The organism is Streptomyces sp. NPDC006365 (assembly GCF_042870755.1).
GTDB lineage: Bacteria > Actinomycetota > Actinomycetes > Streptomycetales > Streptomycetaceae > Streptomyces > Streptomyces xiangluensis.
Genome location: NZ_JBIAHS010000009.1, coordinates 195767 through 210631 on the forward strand (window position 1 = coordinate 195767; position 14865 = coordinate 210631).

General features: G+C 70.2%; 13 protein-coding genes. 6 read left to right on the top strand and 7 right to left on the bottom strand.

Going from position 1 to position 14865, the window contains the following annotated elements; translation table 11 throughout:
* Nucleotides 1-116 precede the first annotated feature (116 nt).
* Nucleotides 117-893: a TetR/AcrR family transcriptional regulator gene (locus ACFYO0_RS25095; protein ID WP_388679936.1), complete on the top strand. Its 777-nt coding sequence runs from the start codon at nucleotides 117-119 to the stop codon at nucleotides 891-893.
* A 31-nt stretch (nucleotides 894-924) separates the two neighbouring features.
* Complete coding sequence (locus ACFYO0_RS25100) at nucleotides 925-1329, top strand: PPOX class F420-dependent oxidoreductase (RefSeq protein WP_388679938.1); 405 nt, start codon at nucleotides 925-927, stop codon at nucleotides 1327-1329.
* Between the two features lie 38 nt (nucleotides 1330-1367).
* Here ACFYO0_RS25100 and ACFYO0_RS25105 read toward each other — a convergent pair whose 3' ends face one another.
* Complete coding sequence (locus tag ACFYO0_RS25105) at nucleotides 1368-2378, bottom strand: WD40 repeat domain-containing protein (protein ID WP_388679942.1); 1011 nt, start codon at nucleotides 2376-2378, stop codon at nucleotides 1368-1370.
* A 120-nt stretch (nucleotides 2379-2498) separates the two neighbouring features.
* On the opposite strand from ACFYO0_RS25105, the gene ACFYO0_RS25110 reads away from it, so the two are divergent.
* Nucleotides 2499-3182 carry a GDSL-type esterase/lipase family protein gene (locus ACFYO0_RS25110; protein WP_388680378.1) on the top strand — a complete coding sequence of 228 codons (684 nt, stop codon included), beginning with the start codon at nucleotides 2499-2501 and terminating at the stop codon, nucleotides 3180-3182.
* 274 nt (nucleotides 3183-3456) lie between these two features.
* On the opposite strand, the gene ACFYO0_RS25115 is transcribed toward ACFYO0_RS25110, so the two are convergent.
* Both ACFYO0_RS25115 and thpR read right to left on the bottom strand, forming a co-directional pair.
* Nucleotides 3457-4452, bottom strand: coding sequence for an aldo/keto reductase (locus ACFYO0_RS25115; protein ID WP_388679945.1), 996 nt, complete (start codon nucleotides 4450-4452; stop codon nucleotides 3457-3459).
* Nucleotides 4453-4829: 377 nt separating this feature from the next.
* Nucleotides 4830-5399 carry an RNA 2',3'-cyclic phosphodiesterase gene (thpR, locus tag ACFYO0_RS25120; RefSeq protein WP_388679948.1) on the bottom strand — a complete coding sequence of 190 codons (570 nt, stop codon included), beginning with the start codon at nucleotides 5397-5399 and terminating at the stop codon, nucleotides 4830-4832.
* Nucleotides 5400-5513: 114 nt separating this feature from the next.
* Between thpR and ACFYO0_RS25125 the strand changes: the two genes are divergently transcribed.
* Nucleotides 5514-6101 carry a Uma2 family endonuclease gene (locus tag ACFYO0_RS25125; RefSeq protein WP_388679951.1) on the top strand — a complete coding sequence of 196 codons (588 nt, stop codon included), beginning with the start codon at nucleotides 5514-5516 and terminating at the stop codon, nucleotides 6099-6101.
* Nucleotides 6102-6137: 36 nt separating this feature from the next.
* On the opposite strand, the gene ACFYO0_RS25130 is transcribed toward ACFYO0_RS25125, so the two are convergent.
* Together ACFYO0_RS25130 and ACFYO0_RS25135 are read right to left on the bottom strand one after the other, a co-directional pair.
* Entirely contained in the window at nucleotides 6138-7508 is a 1371-nt protein-coding gene (locus tag ACFYO0_RS25130) for an MFS transporter (protein WP_388679953.1), read from the bottom strand.
* Nucleotides 7509-7631: 123 nt separating this feature from the next.
* A complete protein-coding gene (locus ACFYO0_RS25135) occupies nucleotides 7632-8069 on the bottom strand; it encodes a MarR family winged helix-turn-helix transcriptional regulator (protein WP_388679955.1) in 438 nt (145 codons plus the stop codon).
* Nucleotides 8070-8226: 157 nt separating this feature from the next.
* Between ACFYO0_RS25135 and ACFYO0_RS25140 the strand changes: the two genes are divergently transcribed.
* Nucleotides 8227-8409, top strand: coding sequence for a ribbon-helix-helix protein, CopG family (locus ACFYO0_RS25140; RefSeq protein WP_388679957.1), 183 nt, complete (start codon nucleotides 8227-8229; stop codon nucleotides 8407-8409).
* Nucleotides 8410-8456: 47 nt separating this feature from the next.
* Here ACFYO0_RS25140 and ACFYO0_RS25145 read toward each other — a convergent pair whose 3' ends face one another.
* Nucleotides 8457-8834: a DUF2530 domain-containing protein gene (locus ACFYO0_RS25145; RefSeq protein ID WP_388679960.1), complete on the bottom strand. Its 378-nt coding sequence runs from the start codon at nucleotides 8832-8834 to the stop codon at nucleotides 8457-8459.
* A gap of 152 nt (nucleotides 8835-8986) precedes the next feature.
* Between ACFYO0_RS25145 and ACFYO0_RS25150 the strand changes: the two genes are divergently transcribed.
* Nucleotides 8987-11383 carry an HAD-IC family P-type ATPase gene (locus ACFYO0_RS25150; protein ID WP_388679963.1) on the top strand — a complete coding sequence of 799 codons (2397 nt, stop codon included), beginning with the start codon at nucleotides 8987-8989 and terminating at the stop codon, nucleotides 11381-11383.
* Nucleotides 11384-11560: 177 nt separating this feature from the next.
* Here ACFYO0_RS25150 and ACFYO0_RS25155 read toward each other — a convergent pair whose 3' ends face one another.
* Nucleotides 11561-14704 (bottom strand): sacsin N-terminal ATP-binding-like domain-containing protein, encoded by a 3144-nt coding sequence (locus ACFYO0_RS25155; protein ID WP_388679965.1) that lies wholly within the window; start codon nucleotides 14702-14704, stop codon nucleotides 11561-11563.
* Between the last annotated feature and the right edge of the window lie 161 nt (nucleotides 14705-14865).

Here is a 14865-nt window from a genome sequence, read left to right on the forward strand (position 1 = left end):
CGTGAACCAGAACGCCTGAACCCTGAAATCCCTGCGGCAACCCAAACTGAGTACACCGTACCCTTTTGAGGGTACACCGTACCCAGTTTCTGGTCCAAGGGATTATCCTGATGCACATGGCGAGCACGTCGGGTCCGGAAACCAGTGGCAGCGGAGACATCGTCCGCACCCTCCACCTCCTGTGGGACACGGGCAAACGCCCCAGTCGCGGCCCGAAACCGGGACTGACACTCGACCTGATCGTGGAAGCGGCCATCCGGATCGCGGACGCGGAGGGCCTGGAAGCGGTGTCGATGCGCCGGCTCTCCACGGAGCTCGGCACCGGCACGATGTCCCTGTACCGCTACGTCCCCGGCAAGGGCGAACTGCTCGACCTGATGCTGGACCGCGTTCAGCGCCCGTCCGGGGACGAGGCCGCGCTCGGCGACGACTGGCGCGCGACCCTGGAGACCCTGGGCCGCGAGACCCTCGCCCTCTATCGCCGCCATCCCTGGCTGCTCCAGGTGAACCAGACCCGTCCGGTGCTCGGCCCCGGCGCCCTCGACGGCATGGAGATGGTGCTCGCCCGCATCAAGCCCATGGGCCTGACCGACCCTGAGCTGGTCTCGGCGATCATCATGATCGACGGGTACGTCATCGGGGCCGCCCGCACGCAGCTGTACCAGAAGGAGGCGGAGCGGAAGTCGGGTCTGACGGACACGGAGTTCTGGGAGGCCCAGGCCCCGGCCCTGGAGAAAGCCATGACCAGTGGCCGCTACCCCGTCCTCGCCTCGCTCAGCGAGGACGCCTTCGGCACCGAATTCGACCACTTCGAGTTCGGGCTGCAGCGGCTCCTGGACGGGCTGGAATCGCTCGTCGCCCGGCGCAGCGAAGCCCGGCACAGCAAAGGGTGACAAACAGGGCGGTCGGTGCATCTATGGAGACATGAGCATTCCCGTCACGCGCCCCGAGCTCATCCCCTTCGCCAGGCAGTGGGCCGCCCTGCTGACCACCCACAAGAAGGACGGCACAGGCGTGGGCACTCCCGTGAATCTCGTCGTGGACGGCGACCACGCGTACTTCCGCACGCCCGGCAAGGCGTCGAAGGTCAAGCGGCTGCGCAACAACCAGGAGGTGGAGCTCGCCCCCGCCACCCCGCGCGGCGCCCCCGTCGGGCCACAGATCCACGCCCGGACCCGGCTGCTGGAGCACGGCAGCGAGGAGGACAGGCACGCGGCGCAGCTGCTGCGCCGCAAGCACCCGTTCCTGCAGGGCGTCCTCGTGCCGGTCGCCCACAAGGTGATGCGGACGCCGACGTTGCACTACGAGGTGCGGCCGATGGGGAAGTGAGGCGCGCGCCCGGCTGCCTCGCGGCACCGGTCAGCCGGTCAGGACCCTCGCCTCAGCAGCCGCTTGAGCCCGTAGACGACGACGAGCCCGGCGGCGAGAGCGATGGCGGCCATCTTGAGGTTGTCGTTCGGCCCGTCACCGGCACCCTCCCCGTCGGCGGCCGAACTCCCGTCCTCCGAGGGGGACTTGCCGCCCTCCGCGCCGGGGACGCTGCCGGGCTCGACAGGGCTCTCCTCCCCCTCGGTCCCGTACAGCAGCGTGGACCCGTCCGGGGTGTACGTCACCGACTCGCCCTGCCCCTGGAGCGGCACGCTCAGCCTGCCCTGTCGCTTCGGCTTCCCGTCGTTCCACTCGTACGCGATCCCGCCGAAGTAGCCGCGTACGGCGAGCTGTCGGCCGTCCGGGGAGAAAGCGGCGTCGGTGGTCCACAGGTCGATGGGGGCGATGGGCTTGAAGACGTTCGTGCCGGAGGCGGAGAGCTGCGCCGGACCGTCGTACAGGTGCCCGCCGTCCTCGTGCTTGTCGATGATGTAAACGCGCCCGGTCTTGGGGTGCACGACGAGCGACTCGGCGTCGCGGGGGCCGTCGGAGTACTTCACCACGTACTGCGTGGCCCGGATCGTCTGGTCTTTGAGCTGCTTGGGCTCGGGCAGGCGATAGACCCACACATAGGACCACTCCACACCGTCGTTGTCGCCGATGTCGCCGACGTAGATCTCGTTGTCCGGGCCGATGGAGATGGCCTCGATGTCGCGCGGGGTTCCCACGCCGGTCATGGTGATCGTCGCGACGGTGTCGCCGGTCTTGCTGTCGATGGCGTAGAGGTAGGCGCCCTCGTCCTGGTCGTTGTGGGTCCAGTAGATGCCCTTGTGCCGGTGGGAGGCGGCGAGGCCGCTGGACTCGGTGATCCCCGGGTCCTTGATCGTGAACCCGTCCGAACCGTCGTCGCCGTCGGCGGCGACGGCGGCGACGGCGGCGACGGCGGCGACGGGCGCGCCGAGCACGAGGAAGAGCAGAGCTAAGGCGAGGAACGACAGCGAACGGCGCATGCCCCCAAGCGTGCCATCCCCGCCGCGCGTTCACGCAGGGTGTTCATCTTCACACCGCGGATCGCGCTTTGATCAAAGATCCGGCAGGGATCTCACGCCGTGGTCGAGGATGATGAGCGGATGCTCAGGTTCATGCCCGTAGGCGACTCCCAGACCATCGGCAGCGCGGGCGAACACACATGGCGTTACCGGATGTGGCAGCACCTGCGCGCGACGTACGGCGGCCCGTTCCGCATCGTCGGCCCACGCGAGACGCTCTACGACAAGGCGACGGACACCGCCGACTCGTACGAGTACGCCGACCCGGACTTCCCCCGTGCCCACCTGGCGGGCTGGGGCGAGGGCTGGCGCCACATGACCCCGCTGATCGCCGAGGCGGTACGCACGCAACGGGCGGACGTCCTGCTGGTCTCGCTGGGCCTGATCGACCTGGGCTTCTACACGGACGCGGACCAGACGGCGGCCAACGCACGCCTCTTCATCGCCGAGGCCCGCTCGGCCAACCCCCGTGTGGGAATGGTCTTCCTGCCGGTGATCCCGAATGTGCGGGCGGAGTCGGACGTGGCCTTCGCCACGGAGGTAGCCCACTTCAACACGCTCTTGGCGAAGGCGGTGGCGGACCTGGACGAGCCGGCGTCCCCGCTCCTGCTGGCCTCCGCCCCGGAGTCGTACGGCATCAACCTGGACACGGACGACGGCACGCACCCGAACGCGAGCGGCGAGCACAAGATCGCGGGGGCGTTCGCGGAGGCGATGTACCAGGCGTGGGACTTGGGCGAGCCGTACGAGGCTGAAACCGCCTGACCGCATCACGGCGTGTCCAGTTCACCGTGCCTATCTCGGACGTGCGTATCGACTTCCCGGGGTACCAGACGCCTTCTGCCCCGACGTGGCGAAGCTGCGTGACGGAGACGATGGTCGCCTTCGGCGCAGACGTCGACCTCACCGTCGCGGGCCTCGACCTCCACCTCGCGACGGCCGAGTTCCCCCGCGACTGACGGTCTGCGCATGGGTGGCCACCGCTCTCCGGCCATCGGCCGATGCTGCGGCGGCCACCCCCGGCAGCCGGACTACGGCATCACCACGCGAACGCCTCCGGAGACGGCCCGGGCCCCGGGAAGATCTCGTCGAGGCCGGTCAGCAGTTCCTCGCTCAGCTCCAGCTCGACGGCACGCAGGGCGGAGTCGAGCTGTTCGGCCGTGCGCGGGCCGACGATCGGGCCCGTCACGCCCGGGCGGGTGAGCAACCAGGCGAGGCCGGCCTCTCCCGGTTCGATGCCGTGCTTGTCGAGCAGGTCCTCGTACGCCTGGATCTGCGCGCGCATGGCGGTGTTGGCGAGGGCGTCGGCGGCTCGGCCGCTTGCGCGTCGGCCTCCCTCGACCTCCTTCTTGATGACGCCGCCGAGCAGACCGCCGTGCAGCGGGGACCAGGGGATGACACCCAGGCCGTAGTCCTGCGCGGCGGGGATGACCTCCATCTCGGCGCGGCGCTCGGCGAGGTTGTAGAGGCACTGCTCGCTGACGAGGCCGATCGTGCCGTGGCGGCGGGCGGCGATCTCGTTGGCCTGGGCGATCTTGTAGCCGGGGAAGTTGGAGGACCCTACGTAAAGGATCTTCCCCTGCTGGACGAGGGTGTCGATCGCCTGCCAGATCTCCTCGAAGGGAGTGCGGCGGTCGATGTGATGGAACTGGTAGAGGTCGATGTAATCGGTCTGCAGCCGCTTGAGCGAAGCGTCCACCGCGCGCCGGATGTTGAGCGCGGAGAGCTTGTCGTGGTTGGGCCAGGGGCTGGCGCCGTCCGCGGCCATGTTGCCGTAGACCTTGGTGGCCAGGACCACCTTGTCGCGGCGGTCACCCCCCTTCGCGAACCAGTTCCCGATAATCGTTTCCGTACGGCCCTTGTTCTCGCCCCACCCGTAGACATTGGCCGTGTCGAAGAAGTTCAGACCCGCGTCCAGTGCGGCGTCCATGATGGCGTGACTGTCGGGTTCATCGGTCTGCGGGCCGAAGTTCATGGTGCCGAGAACGAGTCGGCTGACCTTGAGTCCGGTACGTCCGAGCTGCGTGTACTTCATGAGGCAACAGCCAACGCCCTGGAGTCCACTCGAAGCAAGGGCGTCCGTCCCCCGGCCACGTCACCGAACCCGACTGTGCATCGGTGCGCCCCCGCCGCCGCCGACTGTGCACCAACTCCTCGGCTCACCCGGCCGGTTGTGCACGCGTGACGGTCACCCGGCGGACCTGTGCAGCGCGCGGTAGCCCAGACGGCTCGACCGCGCGGTTACCGCCGATGCGGCGGCCGCGCGGCACCGCTCGCTGCCGCTTGCCGAGTCGGCTACCGGCCGCCGAGCGCCGATGCCAGCGCCACCACCACGAACATCAGCACCAGTACGCCGGCCATGATCCGGTTACGTGTCTTCGGGTCCACGTGGTCGAGCGTAACCGGACGGCCTCAGTCGCCCGAGCCGAGGGCCCAGCGGGCGAGCGTCTCGTAGCGGGGGCGTTCGCCCGGTACGCCCGACCTGGGAAGGTTGCTGCGGACCAGGCACAGCTCGGCCACGGTCCACGAGCGCCCGGCGAAGTCGTTCAGCAGGGCGGTGTACGGCGCGAAGTCCGCAGGGCCCCGGCTCCGGGCGACAGTGAGGTGCGGATGGTAGCGGCGGTGCTCCTCCATCGGGACGCCCGCCTTGCGCGCCGCCGCCTCCGAGCGCTCGGCGAGCAGCCGCATCGTACGGACGTCGCCGGTCGCGCCGACCCATAGCGCCCGGCGCCCGAAGTGGCCCCCGGCCCGCAGTTCCAGCGCGAATGGATCCATCCGGTGTGCCGCCCGCTCAAGCCTCGCCGACAGATCCGGTACGAGTGCGTCGTCGACCTCGCCGTAGAACGCGAGCGTGAAGTGCCAGCCGGGGCGGCCCGTCCAGCGCAGGCCTTCGGCACCCGGCAGCTTCCCCAGCTCGTCGACGACCACGGCGAGTTCGGCGGTCACATCCTCCGGCGGCAGCACGGCGGCGAAGAGTCTCATGGAGCCAGTCTCCCCGCTGTGCGCCTTCGCGCCGGAGCGTGACCCGGTCACCGTGCGTATCGTTGTACCGCGCGGCTGCACTCGACCGAGCGGCAGCCGGGGAGGAGCGCCACGATGACCGTCCTTGAAGACAGGATCGCGATGGCTGAAGACAGTGGCGAACTCACGCTCGACGCGATGTTCGAGTGGCTGGAGAAGATGCCCGTCCCCGAGGGATACAAGGTTGAGATCGTCGGGGGGAACATCTTCATGTCGCCGCAGCGCCGCACGCACTGGCGGATCATCTTCAACATCCTCAAGCAGCTGTGGGCCCGGTATCCGGAGGAGTGCCTGATGTCCGACGTCCGCATCGACTTCCCCGGACATCTCAACGGGTTCGCATCTGACGTGGCGGCCCTCGCGGAGGGTTTCGAGCCGGACGACAGGGGCCGCTTGCGGTATCAGGACGTCGAGTTCGTCGCCGAGGTGATCTCCAAGGACACCCGCCGCAACGACTACGAGCCGAAGAAGGCCGCGTACGCCGCCGCCGAGGTGCCGGTGTATCTGATCGTGGACCCGTACACCGGACGGTGGCACCTGCACACGCTGCCGAAGGACGGCGAGTACCGGGTCGAGGCCAGCCTCGACTTCGGCGACGAGATCGACCTGACCGGGACGGCCGTCGGTCTCGTCCTCAAGACCGACGAGTTCCCCCGCGACTGAGGCCGGGCCCCGGCCTGCACAACGCGATCGTCCGGCCTACGCCACCGTCGCCAGCTCCCGCTTCTCCTCCCGCGGCACGAAGCGGATCCGCGGATGACCGTGGTGCCAGCCCACCGACAGCCGCAGGCCGCCGACGCGGGCGAGGACCAAGCCGACCGTCGCCGCCGCGAGCAGCGAGATCAGGCCGCCGAACGCAAAGCCGATGCGGACGCCGAACGTGTCGGTGATCCAGCCGACGATGGGCGCCCCCAGCGGCGTACCGCCGACGAAGACCATCATGAACAGGCTCATGACGCGGCCGCGCATGGCCGGGTCGGTGGCCATCTGGACGCTGGCGTTGGCGGTGGTGTTCACGGTCAGGGCCGCCATGCCGGTGGGAATCATGAGCAGGGCGAAGAGCCAGTACGACGGGGACAGCGCCGCCGCGATCTCCAGTACGCCGAACAGCAGGGCCGCGCCCACCAGGATCCGCAGCCGCACCGAGCCGCGGCGGGCGGTGAGCAGTGCTCCGGCGACCGAACCGACCGCCATGAGTGTGTTGAGGAAGCCGTAGGTACCGGCGCCCGCGTGGTAGACCTCGTCGGCGAACGCGGTGAGCCAGATGGGGAAGTTGAAACCGAAGGTGCCGACGAACCCGATGAGCACGATCGGCCAGATCAGTTCGGGCCGGGAGGCCACATAGTGCAGGCCCTCGCGCAGCTGGCCCTTGCCGCGCGGCATCCGCTCCACCTTGTGCAGCTCGCCCGTGCGCATCAGGAGTAGGCCGGTGATGGGGGCGAGGAAGGCGAGGCCGTTGATCAGGAAGGCCCAGCCGCTGCCGACCGTCGAGATCAGGACGCCCGCGACGGCGGGGCCGATGAGGCGGGCGGAGTGGAAGTTGGCCGAGTTGAGGCTGACGGCGTTGCGTACCTGGTCGGGGCCGACCATCTCGGAGACGAAGGTCTGCCGGGTCGGGTTGTCGACGACGGTGACCATGCCGAGCAGGAACGCGATCAGATACACGTGCCAGACCTGCACCTGGCCGCTGAGCGTGAGCACGGCGAGCGCGAGACCGCACAGGCCCAGCGCGCCCTGGGTGAAGAACAGCATGCGGCGCTTGGGGTAGCGGTCGGCGATGACTCCGCCGTACAGGCCGAAGAGCAGCATCGGCAGGAACTGCAGCGCGGTCGTGATGCCGACCGCGGCCGAGGAGCCGGTCAGGCTCAGCACCAGCCAGTCCTGGGTGATGCGGGACATCCAGGTGCCGGTGTTGGAGACGATGGCTCCACTGGCGAAGAGCCGGTAGTTCCGGATGCGCAGTGAGCTGAAGGTCGACGACTTGGCCGACTGGGCGGTTGCGGTGACGGCGGCGGGGGAATCGGGGGTGTTCGGTCCGGGGGCGGAGGTTGCTCCGGGTCCCGTACTCAACAGGGTTCGCCTCCTTTGACTAGGGGTGCGGCCCGCAGTGCCTCGGTTGAGGGTGGTGGTGGGAGACGGGCGGGCTTTCGACTACAGGGGCTGCGCACGGCTGTGCGGTACGGCCCCGTACGGCTACAGGTGCGCCAGCTTCTCCAGGACGGGAGCGGCCTCGCGGAGCTTGGCCCACTCGTCCTCGTCGAGCCCGTCGACCAGTCCGGCCAGCCACACGTTCCGCTTGCGGCGGCTCTCCTCGAGCATCGCCTCGGCGCGCTCGGTCTGCGTGACGACCTTCTGGCGCCGGTCGTCGGGATGCGGCTCCAGCCTGACCAGTCCCTTGGCTTCGAGCAAGGCGACGATGCGGGTCATCGAGGGCGGCTGCACATGTTCCTTGCGGGCGAGCTCGCCCGGCGTGGCGGTGCCGCATCGGGCCAGGGTGCCGAGTACCGACATCTCGGTCGGGCTCAGCGACTCGTCGACCCGCTGGTGCTTGAGTCGGCGCGACAGACGCATCACGGCGGATCGCAGGGAGTTCACGGCGGCAACGTCGTCGCCATGGGTGAGGTCAGGCATGTTGTTTAGCGTAACTCATTACCCTCGCTAAATACCACCCGGACGGCTGCCCCCTATGCCCGTGACCCCGGACACTGAACCCTGCCGTCACCCATATGAGTGAGCTCGCGCCGAAAAATGACCCGCGGCACGGCCGACGGCGGCAACCCTCGTACGCATGGGGACCAGCGTGCTCAGTCTGCGGATGGACAGGGAGCTGCTCGAACGGCTCCGGGACCGTGCGGCGAAACGGGGAATGAGCGTCCAGGACTATGTCGTCCAGATGCTCGTCCGCGATGACTTCGACGCGCGGTTCCAGACCTCGGTCGAGGAGACGGAGAGGTTCTACGGGGTTACGTGACGGCCCTACGGGGTTACGCAACGGTCCTACGGGGTTACGCAACGGTCCTACGGGGTTACGTGACGGTCCTCCGCCGCGGTGGCGGTGGAATCGGCGCCCGCATCGGCAGCGGCATCCGCCTGGGCTCCCGCGTCGGCAGCGGCATCCGTCCGGGCATCGGCGTCAGTATGGGCCTCGGCCTCGGCCGCCGCGCGCTTGATCGCCGCGTCCCGCCTGCGTACGTACCAGATGCCGATGAACCCGAGTCCCCCGCCGGCCAGGCACGTCCACAGCCACCACAGATACCCGCGGTCGTCGAACCAGCCGTAGAAGGGAAGCTGCGCCAGGAAGAGGACGAACCAGAGGACCGTGCCACCCGTGATGGTGGCGACAACGGGCCCCTCAAGGGGTTCCGGTGCCTCGTGCCTGGGTGTCCACTTCGCCATGGGGACAGCTTACGGGGGTTACGGGGTGATCCCCGGGCCCTGGGCGCCCCGTACAACTACGGCATCATTTCCCCGCGTTCCCGTCCTCCCCTGGTCGGATCTTTGCCGCTCTGGGCGTGTGGCGCCCCAGATCCCCCCGTACCGTCGTCTGCATGACGCACATCGACGCGGGCGCCGAACTCGATCCCGTGCACCCTGTGCCGGCTCCCCTCCCCCGGGCAAGAGGCCTGACCGCCGCCGAGGTCGCCGAGCGGGTGGCCCGGGGCGAGGTCAACGACGTCCCCGTGCGCAGCAGCCGCTCCACGGTCGACATCGTCCGCGCGAACGTCTTCACCCGCTTCAACGCGATCATCGGCGTCCTCTGGGTGATCATGCTGTTCGTCGCACCGATCCAGGACAGCCTGTTCGGCTTTGTGATCCTCGCGAACACGGGCATCGGCATCATCCAGGAGTGGCGCGCGAAGAAGACCCTGGACTCGCTCGCGGTGATCGGCGAGGCACGGCCGACCGTACGCAGGGACGGAGCCGCGGTGGAGGTCAGCACCTCCGCGATCGTGCTCGGGGACCTGATCGAGATCGGGCCCGGCGACAAGATCGTCGTGGACGGCGAGTGCGTCGAGACCGACAGCCTGGAGATCGACGAGTCGCTGCTCACCGGTGAGGCGGACCCGGTCGTCAAGCAGCCCGGCGACCAGGTCATGTCGGGCAGCTTCGTGGTGGCGGGCGGCGGCGCGTTCACCGCCACGAAGGTGGGGCGCGAGGCATACGCGGCGCAGCTCGCCGAGGAGGCGAGCCGGTTCACGCTGGTCCACTCCGAGCTGCGTTCCGGTATCTCCACGATCCTCAAATACGTGACGTGGATGATGGTCCCGACCGCGATCGGCCTCATCATCAGCCAGCTCGTCGTCAAGGACAACGACTTCAAGGACTCGGTCGCGCGGACCGTCGGCGGCATCGTCCCGATGGTCCCCGAGGGCCTTGTGCTGCTGACGTCGGTGGCCTTCGCGATCGGCGTCATCCGGCTCGGCCGCAAGCAGTGCCTCGTGCAGGAACTCCCCGCCATCGAGGGTCTCGCCCGCGTCGACACCGTCTGCCTCGACAAGACGGGCACGCTGACCGAGGGCGGCATGGACGTCCGCGAGCTGCGTGCGCTGGACGGCAACGACGAGACGTACGTACGCACCGTCCTCGGCGCGCTCGGGGACTCCGACCCGCGGCCGAACGCGTCCTTGCAGGCGATCATCGACACCTACCCGAACGGCGCGGACTGGCGCTGCCTTCAGGCGCTGCCGTTTTCCTCGGCACGCAAATACAGCGGGGCGTCCTTCAGCGAGGGCGACGGCGAGTCGAGTACGTGGCTGCTCGGGGCGCCCGACGTACTGCTGCCCGACGGGGACCCGGCGCTCACCGAGACCGAGCGGCTCAACGAGGAGGGGCTGCGGGTGCTGCTGCTGGCCCGGGCCGGGCGCGAGCTGGACGATCCCTCGGTCGCCGAGGGCGCCGAGCCCACCGCCCTGGTCGTCCTGGAGCAGCGGCTGCGGCCTGACGCCGCGGACACGCTGCGGTACTTCGACGAGCAGAACGTACGGGCCAAGGTCATCTCCGGCGACAACGCGGTGTCCGTTGGCGCGGTGGCCGGAAAGCTGGGGCTCACGGGGAACGTCGTGGACGCGCGCCGGCTGCCCGCCCAGCAGGACGAGATGGCCGGGGCGCTGGACTCGGGCACCGTCTTCGGGCGGGTCACCCCGCAGCAGAAGCGGGACATGGTGGGCGCGCTCCAGTCGCGCGGGCACACCGTCGCCATGACCGGCGACGGTGTGAACGACGTGCTCGCCCTCAAGGACGCCGACATCGGCGTCTCCATGGGGTCCGGGTCGGAGGCCACGCGGGCCGTGGCGCAGATCGTGCTGCTCAACAACAGTTTCGCGACGCTTCCGTCCGTGGTCGCGGAGGGGCGGCGGGTGATCGGCAACATCACCCGGGTCGCGACGCTGTTCCTCGTCAAGACGGTGTACTCCGTACTGCTGGCGATCATGGTGGTGATCTCGCAGGTCGAGTATCCGTTCCTGCCCCGGCATCTGACGCTGCTGTCGACCCTGACGATCGGGGTGCCGGCGTTCTTTCTCGCGCTCGCGCCCAACAAGGAGCGGGCTCGGCCGCACTTTGTGCGGCGGGTGATGCGGTATGCGATTCCCGGTGGTGCGGTTGCTGCGTTTGCCACCTTCGCCACGTATCTGGTTGCTCGGGGGTACTACAGCGGGCCCGGCTCGCTGGACGCGGAGACCAGCGCGGCGACGCTCACCCTCTTCCTGATCTCCATGTGGGTGCTGGCGATCATCGCTCGGCCGTATACGTGGTGGCGGGTGGGGTTGGTTGTGGCTATGGGGGCCGGGTTTCTGCTGGTGCTTGTTGTGCCTTGGTTGCAGGACTTCTTTGCGCTGAAGCTGGTGGGGGCGCCCATGCCGTGGACTGCCGTCGGGATCGCGGTGGTTGCGGCGGCCACGCTGGAGTTCTTGTGGAGGTTGGTGGATCGGCGGTTCCCGGCGTAGGGGGTTCTTCCCCAGTCCCGCCCCTCACCGTAACTGGGGGCTGCCGCCCCAAGACCCCCGCCAGGGGTGGGGGTGACACGTCGTGTCGCGGCTGCGGGTGCGTCGTGGCTTGTCGCGCCCCGCGGCGGAGCCGCATCTGTCACAGCCCTCACGCCCCTAGCGGGGCGGCCGCTCCCCCTAGTCGAACCAGCGGTCCCTCGCCAGCTCCTCCGTCCTTGACGGGTCCTCCAGTAGTGCCGCCACCTCGAAGCGGCGGGGCCATTGGCCGGCCGCCCAGGCCAGGCCTGCTGCTACGCCCTCCAGGGTGGACGCGTGGAGGACGCCGTCTCGGGTGCGGCGCCAGTCCAGTTCCGTGTCGGCCACGAAGAGTTCCTCGTGTTCGATGTACGTCGTGGGGGTGGTGGGGCCCAGGAGGACCCGGACCGCGTCCGGGACCTCGCGTTCTACGCCCTCGGACGTCACCTCGCCCGTGACCGACTCGCTCAAGCGGCGGACCTGGAACAGTTCGGCCAGGTCGGCGGCCTGTGACGGGCGTACGGGGAGCAGGGGGACGCCAGCCGTGAACGGGAGCAGGTCCGGGGAGTCCACTACCACCGCGTCGGCCGCGTCCACGACCACGATCTCGCCGTCCCGAACCGCCCGGAGGTCGTCCGGGAGCGTCACCTGCTCGGGGTCCAGATCCGCCAACGCACCGTAGAGCGCGTGCAGTTGGGGCGACGAAACCTCGCGGTCCGGGTCGGCCAGGCGGTCCAGGAGTTCGGCTGCGCCGCCCGGTTCGCCGAGCAGAGCGGCCACCGATGTGCGGACGCCCAGCGCCCGTAGAACCTGCTCGTCCTCGAAGCCGGTTGCGTCGGCGGCGTCGTACAAGCCGTGGAGAAGCGGGTCTCCGCCCGCCGCTCGCAGGCCTGCCGGGCGGCGGCCGCCGAGGACCGGGTGGCCGCGCAGCCACCATGCCGTGTACGGGCGGACGATCTCGTGTGTGCCGTCCGGGAGCAGGACGCGTACCGGCTGGGTGAGGGCGTCGCGCAGGGGCGGGCGGGAGAGCAGGACGAGAGCCTGCGGCCAGCGGTCGTCGTCCACCAGGTCGAGATCCCGTACGGCGGTGATCTCCGTGGCGACCGGGGGCACGGGTGTGTCGGGCAGCCGGTCGAGCACGTCCTCGCACCAGACGTCCACGGCGTCCAGCAGGCCGACGTCGTCGGGTTCGGCGTAGTCGCTCTCGCGGGGTTCGAGTTCGTCGGGGTCGAGGACGACATCGGTGGCGCGTACGAGGGTGAAGTTGGCCAGCACGCCGCAGGCGGCCAGCGGCTGCTCGCCCCAGCGGTCGGCCAACTCGGCGTCCACGGAAGCCAGTTCATCCTCGCGCATCACCTGGGCGAAGGGGCTGCCGGGGAGGACGAGTTCGCCGGCCTGGGCCAGTTCGCCCTCGTCGTCGGGGAGGGCGAGGGCGCCCAGCCAGGGTTCGTCGCCGGGTTCGAGGCCCGCGTCGCGTACGAGGGCGAGGACGGTGTCCGCGAGTTCCTCGGCGTCCGGGGCGTCCTCGTCCCAGCCGGCGTCGTCGTCGAGGGAGGCGGCGACGGCGGCGCGTACCTGCGGGGTGGTGAGGATGGCGCGCGGGGTGGCAGGCAGGGCGCCGAGCTTCTCCAGGAGAGGGTGGGCGGCGTCCTGGTGGGCGACCTTGAGGCCCAGGCGGGCGAGGATCTCGGAGGTGGCCGCCCAGGTGTCGTGGGGGGTGGGGCCGTCGGGGAGGGGCACGAGGATGTGGCGGGGACCGATCGTCGTACGTCCGTCGGCGAGCGGCACGGGCAGTCCCGAGAGCCGGTCCGGGTCGACCCCGGCGAGGCTGTCGTACAGCCGCCGCCACCAGCCCGGTTCCTTCTCCAGGCCCGCGAGCCGGTCGATCGCCTCGGTCAGCGGTACGCGGGCGACGCCCAGCGTCCGCAGCTCCACCCGCCGTTCGAGCCCGGCGGGGAGGAGGCTGGGCAGCACCTCGGCGAGTACGCGTACCGTCTCGGCGCCCGCCGACTCGACGACCTCGGCGTCGCGGGGCCGGAGCGCTTCTGGCAGGTCGGTGTCCTCCGCGGCCGGGGTGACCGCCGGGGGCAGGAAGGCGGTACGGGGCAGCCGGTCCAGGATCGCCTGACGCAGCGCACCGTCCAGCTCGCCCTTGCCGAGCGGACCCGGCACCAGGTCGATGATCCCGGCCGATACCGGCCGCCAGTCGGCGAGTAGTTCGGCGTACGCGTCCGCCGCCCGCTGCACGAGGAAGTCGGTCAGCGGGCCGGGGGCGGCATGGCGGCGGGTCGTGTCGAGGGGGAACGAGGCGATGAGCAGCGCGGGCACACCGAGGGCTTCGTCGCTGGGCGTGGGCGCGTGGACGACGGGGCTGGTGCGGGGGCGGGCCGGGGCGCCGTCCGCGTCGACGGGTACGGCCCAGGTGACCGACCACTGCGGGCGCAGCCGCTCCTCGACGGGTCGGTCGGCGAGCAGGGCCGCTTCGAGAGGGCCGTACGCCGAGACGGTGCGCCAGCGCGTCGTACCGTCCCGCGAGTCCTCGACCGTGACGATGCCGCCTTCGCTGTGCCGCCGCAGCGTCCGTACGCCCTCGTCCCCCTCACCGGTCTCCACGACGACCTCCTCCAGGCCGGGCAGGGCGAGGAGCAGGGCGTCGTCGACCGAGTCGAGGAGGCGTTCGGTGAGGTCCTGGGCTGCCGCGTCGCGCAGCGGGAGGATCACGACGGTGTCGTACGGGTCCGGAGCGGTGCCCTCGGCGGCGAACGGCAGCCTCAGCAGGGGCACATGGCCGTCGCGGCGGCGGATCTCGTCGCCCAGTCCCGGCGTGTGGCGGGCGGTGTCCATGGCGAGTTCGCGAGCCTCGGCGAGGGACCAGCGGGCGCCGCCGTGCCGGCCGACGATGGCGGGCTCGTCGGTCACCGCGAGCACGGCGGCGAAGCCGACGCCGTAGCGGCCGACCGTGCCTTCGTGGTCCTCGCGCTTGGCGGAGGCACGGAGGGTGGACAGTGACTCGACGCCGGCCTCGTCGAGAGGGGCGCCGGTATTGGCGGCGACGAGGACACCGCCGCGGAGGGTGAGCCGGAGGCGGCCCGGTACGCCGGCGCGGGCCGCGGCGTCGGCGGCGTTCTGGGCCAGCTCGACGACGAGTCGGTCGCGGTAGCCGCCGAGGGCCAGGTCCTCCTCGGCGTTCGCGTCCTCCCGGAACCGCGCCGGGCTGGCCGCCCAGGCGTCCAACACCCCACGCCGCAGCCGCCCCGTCCCGAACGGGTCCGCGCCCTCGGCCGCCGGCCGCACGAACTTGGTCACGGTTCAGTCTCCTTCTTCGGGGGGTGCGGCCGGGGGTGGTGCCTTCGGTCGCGGCACCGAAGGTACCGGTTGCCTCCGGCGGTCGAGCGGTTTGGGTTCGTTGTCGGGTGCGGGTTCGTCGTGGCATGACTGACGGCTCCGGGAGCGCCCCTTTCAGGGGC

Excerpts from the sequence above, each read along its gene's own strand:
- ACFYO0_RS25125 (WP_388679951.1), top strand. The coding sequence starts at position 5,514 with ATGACCGTCCTTGAAGACAGGATCGCGATGGCTGAAGACAGTGGCGAA.
- ACFYO0_RS25150 (WP_388679963.1), top strand. The coding sequence starts at position 8,987 with ATGACGCACATCGACGCGGGCGCCGAACTCGATCCCGTGCACCCTGTG.
- ACFYO0_RS25110 (WP_388680378.1), top strand. The coding sequence starts at position 2,499 with ATGCTCAGGTTCATGCCCGTAGGCGACTCCCAGACCATCGGCAGCGCG.
- ACFYO0_RS25100 (WP_388679938.1), top strand. The coding sequence starts at position 925 with ATGAGCATTCCCGTCACGCGCCCCGAGCTCATCCCCTTCGCCAGGCAG.
- ACFYO0_RS25105 (WP_388679942.1), bottom strand. The coding sequence starts at position 2,378 with ATGCGCCGTTCGCTGTCGTTCCTCGCCTTAGCTCTGCTCTTCCTCGTG.
- ACFYO0_RS25140 (WP_388679957.1), top strand. The coding sequence starts at position 8,227 with ATGGGGACCAGCGTGCTCAGTCTGCGGATGGACAGGGAGCTGCTCGAA.
- ACFYO0_RS25145 (WP_388679960.1), bottom strand. The coding sequence starts at position 8,834 with ATGGCGAAGTGGACACCCAGGCACGAGGCACCGGAACCCCTTGAGGGG.
- ACFYO0_RS25115 (WP_388679945.1), bottom strand. The coding sequence starts at position 4,452 with ATGAAGTACACGCAGCTCGGACGTACCGGACTCAAGGTCAGCCGACTC.
- ACFYO0_RS25135 (WP_388679955.1), bottom strand. The coding sequence starts at position 8,069 with ATGCCTGACCTCACCCATGGCGACGACGTTGCCGCCGTGAACTCCCTG.
- thpR (WP_388679948.1), bottom strand. The coding sequence starts at position 5,399 with ATGAGACTCTTCGCCGCCGTGCTGCCGCCGGAGGATGTGACCGCCGAA.
- ACFYO0_RS25095 (WP_388679936.1), top strand. The coding sequence starts at position 117 with ATGGCGAGCACGTCGGGTCCGGAAACCAGTGGCAGCGGAGACATCGTC.